Here is a 7,224-nt window from a genome sequence, read left to right as displayed (position 1 = left end):
TAAAGACTTGAGTTATAAAAGAATCGAAAAGCGACATTTCCCCCATGGGGGAAACCCTATACCTAAAAGTCTAATGGGGTATGTCTTTTGAATAACAATAGTGTTGCATTTGATTTGACAACAGAGGGATTTTTCTTATCCTATAATTTCAGTATACTTTGAGTACTTAGAGTCTTTCTTCAATTTTATTTTTGTAACAGAACGTTGATTAACTAAACTTAAATCCCTATAATAAGATTATCTATTCAATTCTATAAAGGAGACTCATAATGCATATTCTAGAAGATTTAGAGTGGCGTGGAGCCATCAATCAACAAACAGACTCAGAAGGTCTAGAAAAACTAACACATAAAAAAGCGATTGGTCTATATTGCGGAGTTGACCCGACAGGGGATTCAATGCATATCGGTCATTTAATTCCATTCATGATCCTTAAACGATTTCAATTAGCTGGTCACAATCCAGTCGTAGTTATTGGTGGGGCGACAGGTTCAATTGGAGATCCAAGCGGCCGTAGTAGTGAACGTCAATTACAGACCATGGACGTTGTAAAAGAGAACGCCAATAAACTGACACAACAAATGGATAAGTTATTCTTAAAAGGCGATGCTGAAAATAGTGGCTTCCGTGTTGTAAATAATTACGATTGGTTAAGTGAATTATCTTTATTAGATTTCTTACGTGACTACGGAAAACATTTTAACATCAATACAATGCTTGCTAAAGATATCGTAGCTTCTCGTTTAGAAACAGGGATTTCATTCACTGAGTTTACTTACCAAATATTACAATCCATTGATTTCCATTATTTATACAAGAACTTAGATGTTCAATTACAAGTAGGTGGTGCAGACCAATGGGGTAATATTACAGCGGGACTTGATTTCATTCGTCGAATGGAAGGTTCTGAAGCAGAAGCTTATGGATTAACCATTCCATTAATGCTGAAATCAGATGGAACTAAATTTGGTAAATCAGCTGGAAATGCGATTTGGTTAGACCCAGAGAAAACAACACCTTATGAATTCTACCAATTCTGGATTAATCAGCAAGACTCAGATGTTACTAAATTCCTTAAATACTTTACTTTCTTATCTAAAGAAGAGATTGAAGCTTTAGAGAAAGAAATTGAAGTGAATCCACACTTACGTGTAGCTCAACGCCGTTTAGCTGAAGAAGTTACTCGTTTTGTCCACAGTCAAGAAGCACTAGATGAAGCGCAACAAATTACTGAAGCACTTTTTACTGGTGAAGTTGGTCAACTTTCAGCAAAACAAATTGAAGAAGGTTTTAAAAACATGCCACAATCGACAATTGCTAGACAATCTGAGAATTTAGCTATCTGGTTAGTTGACACTGGAATTGTTGATTCAAGAAGACAATCACGTGAATTTATTAATAACAATGCCATCTCTATCAACGGAGAGAAAATTAATGATGTTGATTATGAGATTGGTCCTGACGATGCGATCGATGGTAAATACATCATTGTCCGTCGCGGTAAAAAGAAATATCATTTAGTTATTTTTGAAGATTAATACTTCAGTCCAAAAAGAAGTCACCTACTTTTTAGTAGGTGACTTCTTTTTTATTCGTTCCAATTTTCTGGACTCCAACTTGCACCATCTAATTTTCCTTTATGGTTTTCAATGCGTTTCTCTTGTTCTCTTAATAAATTCATCGCAGCGACTAATAAAGCTTTCGTCGGATAATCTGCTGCTTTCTCAACCCATTCATCATGATAGTTATCATAGTGTGTATTCATCGAGTCAACCTCCTTACCAGCGATCAGTTAAAGTGAATAATTCACTCACTTCATCCGCTTGATCTTCTAGCGTTTGCTTCCACAGATCGAATAGAATTTCATTTTCTGCCGATAGATTGAGTTGCTCAGCTTCAATGGCCTCTAATTTATCTAACAAGTAGCGCTGATAAGTTAAATAACTTAAATGCGTCCCTTCTTCTAAGTAACAAGCGTATTGATACATTAACTCCATCTTCTCAGATTCACTCATATAAGCAAATTGGTGAACCGAAAAAATAGGTAAATAAGTCATATTAAAGTAATTTGCCAATGATTCATACGGAGATAATACTTCTGATAACGTCCGTCTCTCTCGCCCACCTGCTTGATACTGACTCTCCTTCACACCTGCCACAACAACAACACCTAATTCTTTTGTTGCTAATTGTCTAGCCAACTGATCATTTGTTTGTCTATCTTCAATGACCGTATCTAACCACAGTTTCATAATTGCTGGTGCTTGATACCAATAAAGATGGAATTGAAAGATAATTCGGTCATACTCTAATAGACGAGCTTGTTCTGCTTCAGCATTGAATGACCCATTGTGGTCAAATTCACTTTGTAAATCTACGTAGGTCACATCTGTTATATGCTTGCCTGAACTTAATAGAAATTGCTGACTACTCGAAGCCGCAACATCTGGATGAGCTACGTATACAATTGTTTTACTCATTCAATCCTCCTCAGTTATTCTGGTCCAAATAATCGCTTTAAATATGGAGATATCTCCATAGCGTTTTGGAATTCTTGAAGATTTGCTACATCAATATTACTGGCATTAATTTCCTCGACCAGCTCTCTTGCGTAGCTTTGGAAAGCGTCATTTAGTTTAGCCAATAATGTTTGATTGTACACTAATGCATAGGCTTCTTCAGCTTCCTTCAATCCACGTGCAATGACTTCGAAATATCCCTCCGTCACAGGAATAAACTTTAAATTATTTAATGTAGTTACTACAGTTTCATAATTTAAAGTTTGACTTAACGCATCATCAATAAGTAAATTGATTGTTTTTTGAAAGTTATCCTCTGTCTCTTGGAAGCGATAAGGTTCAATCGTTTCAAGTAGGGTGTAATATTCAATGTTTTCCACATAAGGAACATTACTATTGACTTGCCCACCAGTGATTACAGGTTCAATATACATTGCATTCACTTCATTGCGAGCGTAATAACGACGATGTAAATCATTATACGCTTGGATTTGTTTCGGTCCTAGGACTTCTGATTCTTCTAAGTCACTCAAGTGTGTACGGATACTCATTAAATCATCCTCATTCATATCTTCAATAACAAAGCCTGTTTCTTTATCAAAGTAATATTGATCAATTTGTTGAGTGACTCCTTGAGCATAAGCTTCTTGGCGATGGATGTTTTTTACTTGATGCTGAGAATACAAAAAGAAACTTAATTGAATGATTACCGCAACAAGTATTGTACAGGACAATAAAACTAAAATTTTTGCTTGCTTCGTCATGACGGTTCCTTTCAGAGTTTACTTTCTTTTTTATGTGGTAACTTCACAGTGAATACTGAACCCTTACCTAATTCACTGTCGACTTCTATATTACCTTGGTGAGCTTCAATGAGTGATTGAACGACAGATAAACCAATACCCGATTCTCCAAACTCAGTATTTTTCCTTGATTCGTCCACTTTATAGAATCTTTCCCAAATGCTTTGTAGATGCGCTGGATCGATTCCGATACCCTGGTCGATAACTTTAATTTCACTATACTCTTCTTGCATCTTCCCTTGTAAAATAATATCACTGTCTTCAGAGAATTGAATGGCATTGGTGACGAGATTTATGAGAATTTGAATAATTCGATCATAATCTGCCCACACAATTAAGCCCTCTTCTGCTTCAACTATAATATTAATATTTTTCTTAGCTGCTTTCCGTGATAATTGTTCTTTAATTTGGTCGAGGAGTTTATTCCCATCATTCTCCTGCTTAGTTAAGACGAATTGATGGCTTCTAATTTTTTCGTAGTCTAAGTTTTCATTGACTAATCGAGTCAGTCTTTGCGTTTCCCGTTGAATCAATTCTAAGCTTCGCCCTCGTTGCTTCTCTGGAATCATATTATGCTGTAAGCCTTCCAGAAGTCCGCTCATCGTTGTCAGTGGTGTCCGCATTTCATGAGCAACATCCATCATGAATTGACGTCTTAAACCTTCTTGTCTCTTTATTTCTTCTTGCGATTCCATTAGTGAATGTGACATCTTTTGGAAATCCCTTGCTAAATCCCCAAACTCATCTTGCCCATCCGTCTCTATCGTTACATCGTAATTTCCTTGACCAATTTGTCTAGTTGCATATTGGAGTCGATGGATTTTGCGCGTTTGCAAGATTGAGTAAACTGTACTAATAATAACCCCCATAATAATCGCTAAAATAAGTGATATAAATATATTCTGTCTGACTGCATCAAGTCTTGCTTGTAGGTCATCTAATGGAGCCGCCAAACTAATAAAGCCTGATGGAAATTCCCCAACATCCTGATGGGGTAGATATACAGTTAGATAAGGCTCAACCTCGCCGTTTTGGTTATAACGGTCCACTGTTCGAAAGCCAAGATATTGACCAGATTGAATTAACTGCAACTCTTCCTGAGATAAATTCGCATCGAAGCGTTGATCATAAGTCGGATAAATTGTTCTTCCATCTGATAAATACACTTGAATAACAATGTTTTCACTTGCTAATAACTGAGATGTTCTCACTAAATCATTTCGTGAAAAGTTATTATTAACGATGTTATACCCGTAATTTAGTAATTGCTGCTCACGTGTTTGCTCAATCTCAGTCGTCATTTCACCTTCAATTCGATAAGCAAAAAGCGCAACCGTTGCAATAATGACTAATAAAAATGCAAACAGTTGTTGCCATAAAACCTTCATTATTCCTCACCAGGTGCTTCGTATTTATAACCGACTCCCCAGACTGTTTGAATTATTTGTGGACCCACTTGTTCAATTTTCTGACGTAATTTCTTAATATGTGCATCAACAGTACGTTCATCTCCAAAGAAAGGATCTTCCCAAAGACTTGTTAATAAGTCTTCACGACTAAATACTCGTTTAGGATGTTCTGTAAATGCAACAAGTAAATCAAACTCTTTCGGTGTGAGATTCTCAATGGGTTTATCTTTATAATAAGCTTCGCGTGTTGATGTATTGATATGGATAATTTCTGTTTCAACATCAAATTCTGAAGCAGTTTCCACTTCTTCCTCTTGTGTCGGTGTTACCTGAGCTCGTCGGTGTAATGCTTTCATACGAGCGAGTAATGTAATCGGGCTGAAAGGCTTTGTTACATAATCATCTGCCCCAATTTCAAGTCCAATCACTTGATCACTTTCTGAATCTCTCGCTGTTAACATAATAATCGGTGTTTCATTAGATATTTTTCGTATATTCCGACAGATTTGCATGCCGTCCATTGTAGGAAGATTCAAGTCTAATATCACGATATCCCATTTCGTAGGATTATTTTTATACGCTTCGTAGCCTTCTGCTCCGTCCTGATGGAAGGCTGCTTCATAGCCTTCATTCTCAAAAAACATCGACATCATTTCGCTCACTGATTCATTATCTTCTATCATTAAAACGTTCATCATTGTTTCCTGCCTCCTTTTGCACAATCCTCGTGCCTTGTAGTCATTATTATACATGAATTAAATGATTTTAAGCAATTTGAATCCATTATCTCTCATCTCCTCATAATATTCACAATTTCGTCACATTTGCATACAAAAAATGCCCAATATAATCTACCTTCGTATTTACCTACGTCACTTTTGGGAGGTTGGAATATACGTAAATAAAAAGGTATCGATTATACTAAGCATCTTTAGAGGTTTATAAATTAGGCTTTGGTACTTTTGAATAATATACTTTACTGGGTTTAATGGTTAAAATTATAGAATAATTTTTTTATTAGTTCATCACAGCACGAATACTTTCTTCATCAATTTGGATATCCGTACTTTGATTTTGCTCAACTTGATTATTGTCGGTTTGCTTTTGTTTTGAGCCATCTGAGTCACGTGATTGCAATAAAGTTAGTTCTTCGACAAGACATTCAATGACGTATCGGTCATTATTCTCGCTGTCTGTGTATTTGCGACTTTGCATCTTACCGGTGATGGCAATTTGATCCCCTTTGGCAGTATAGTTATGCAACAAATCAGCAAGATGGTTCCAAGCGACAAATGGAATAAAATCAGCCCGGCGCTCACCGTTTGCATCTTTTTGATAATGATTGATCGCAATAACATTATTAACAACACGACCATTTTGACCTACTTTATTTCGTCTAACATCTCGTACAATTCTTCCAACATACATTGCTTTATTCAAAAAATCACCCCTTTCTTTTTTGGTCTATATATATATACGTAAAAAAGGGGTGATTCCATTATTTTATTTTCAAATTTACACAAATTTTACATAAAATTTACAATTAACCGATTTCTTCTGCCATTTTTACAATTTTTCTTAAGCGGTGATTCACACCCGATTTTGAAATCGGTCCACCTGGTATTTGCTCTCCAAGTTCTTTTAAGCTCATATCTGGGTTACTTAATCTAAATTCTGCCATAACTTTTAGCTTGTCAGGTAAAGTTGTTAGTCCTTGATAATCATCAATTAAACGAATCGCTTCAAGCTGGCGTTGAGATGCATCAATGGTTTTGTTCATATTCGCATTTTCGCAATTTACTAAACGATTCACTGAATTACGCATGTCACGAACGATGCGAATATCCTCAAAGCGTAACACAGCACTTGATGCGCCAATAATCGCTAAGAAATCGGAAATCTTCTCCGCTTCTTTTAGATAAGTTATAAAGCCATTACGACGATTGATTGTCTTGGCATTTAAATCAAAATCATTCATCATTTGACAAATATCTTTATTATGTTCATCGTAACTTGAATAAATTTCTAAGTGATAATTATTTGACTCAGGATTATTTACAGAACCTCCAGCTAAGAATGCACCTCGTAAGTATGAACGTTTCTTTTGTTCATTCTCGGTAATATCACTTGTGACTTTTGTATTCAAGCCAATACCTAACATATCCAGAATATTCAAGTCTTCTAGAATTTCTTTCACTCTAATACGACAACGTACTATATATACATTGTTCTTCTTCAGCTTCATCTTGCGTCGAACAATTAATTCACCTTCGACTCCATAATGATCCTTTAAAAGTGTATAAATTCGGCGCGCGATTGCTGCGTTCTCACTTTGAATATTCAAAATGAACTTTTGTTGATATATACTTACAGCACCATTCATTCGAATCAGCGCAGTAAGTTCCGCTTTTGCATGCTCTCGGTGTACTTCTAATAGCGTACATTCTTTTTTTACGTCTGAAGCAAATGTCATCGTGCCTCACCTCTCTATCT

The 7,224-nt window shown here is 36.0% G+C and carries 8 protein-coding genes; 1 reads left to right on the top strand and 7 read right to left on the bottom strand.

Annotated features, from left to right (window positions below):
* Positions 1–269: 269 nt before the first annotated feature.
* Entirely contained in the window at positions 270–1,538 is a 1,269-nt protein-coding gene (gene tyrS / locus ACEN33_RS06900) for a tyrosine--tRNA ligase (RefSeq protein ID WP_407089478.1), read from the top strand.
* Between the two features lie 50 nt (positions 1,539–1,588).
* On the opposite strand, the gene ACEN33_RS06895 is transcribed toward tyrS, so the two are convergent.
* From ACEN33_RS06895 to whiA, 7 genes are all read right to left on the bottom strand, one after another.
* Complete coding sequence (locus tag ACEN33_RS06895; protein WP_218931585.1) at positions 1,589–1,765, bottom strand: hypothetical protein; 177 nt, start codon at positions 1,763–1,765, stop codon at positions 1,589–1,591.
* 13 nt (positions 1,766–1,778) lie between these two features.
* On the bottom strand, positions 1,779–2,480 hold the full coding sequence (locus ACEN33_RS06890; protein WP_407089477.1) for an NAD(P)H-dependent oxidoreductase: 702 nt from the start codon (positions 2,478–2,480) through the stop codon (positions 1,779–1,781).
* Positions 2,481–2,494: 14 nt separating this feature from the next.
* Complete coding sequence (locus tag ACEN33_RS06885) at positions 2,495–3,283, bottom strand: hypothetical protein (RefSeq protein WP_407089476.1); 789 nt, start codon at positions 3,281–3,283, stop codon at positions 2,495–2,497.
* An 11-nt stretch (positions 3,284–3,294) separates the two neighbouring features.
* Positions 3,295–4,710 carry an ATP-binding protein gene (locus ACEN33_RS06880; protein ID WP_407089475.1) on the bottom strand — a complete coding sequence of 472 codons (1,416 nt, stop codon included), beginning with the start codon at positions 4,708–4,710 and terminating at the stop codon, positions 3,295–3,297.
* The gene (locus ACEN33_RS06875; protein WP_407089481.1) at positions 4,710–5,426 is read right to left on the bottom strand and encodes a response regulator transcription factor; all 717 of its coding nucleotides are present in this window, start codon (positions 5,424–5,426) and stop codon (positions 4,710–4,712) included. Before ACEN33_RS06875 ends, ACEN33_RS06880 begins: the two co-directional genes overlap by 1 nt.
* 322 nt (positions 5,427–5,748) lie before the next feature.
* Positions 5,749–6,171, bottom strand: coding sequence for a single-stranded DNA-binding protein (locus ACEN33_RS06870; RefSeq protein ID WP_407089474.1), 423 nt, complete (start codon positions 6,169–6,171; stop codon positions 5,749–5,751).
* A gap of 103 nt (positions 6,172–6,274) precedes the next feature.
* The gene (whiA, locus tag ACEN33_RS06865) at positions 6,275–7,204 is read right to left on the bottom strand and encodes a DNA-binding protein WhiA (RefSeq protein WP_138404435.1); all 930 of its coding nucleotides are present in this window, start codon (positions 7,202–7,204) and stop codon (positions 6,275–6,277) included.
* Between the last annotated feature and the right edge of the window lie 20 nt (positions 7,205–7,224).

It is taken from the genome of Ruoffia sp. FAM 24228 (genome assembly GCF_045528575.1).
Taxonomy (GTDB): domain Bacteria; phylum Bacillota; class Bacilli; order Lactobacillales; family Aerococcaceae; genus Ruoffia; species Ruoffia halotolerans.
Note: the sequence above shows the minus strand (reverse complement) of the source record. Positions and strands in the feature narration are given on the sequence as shown.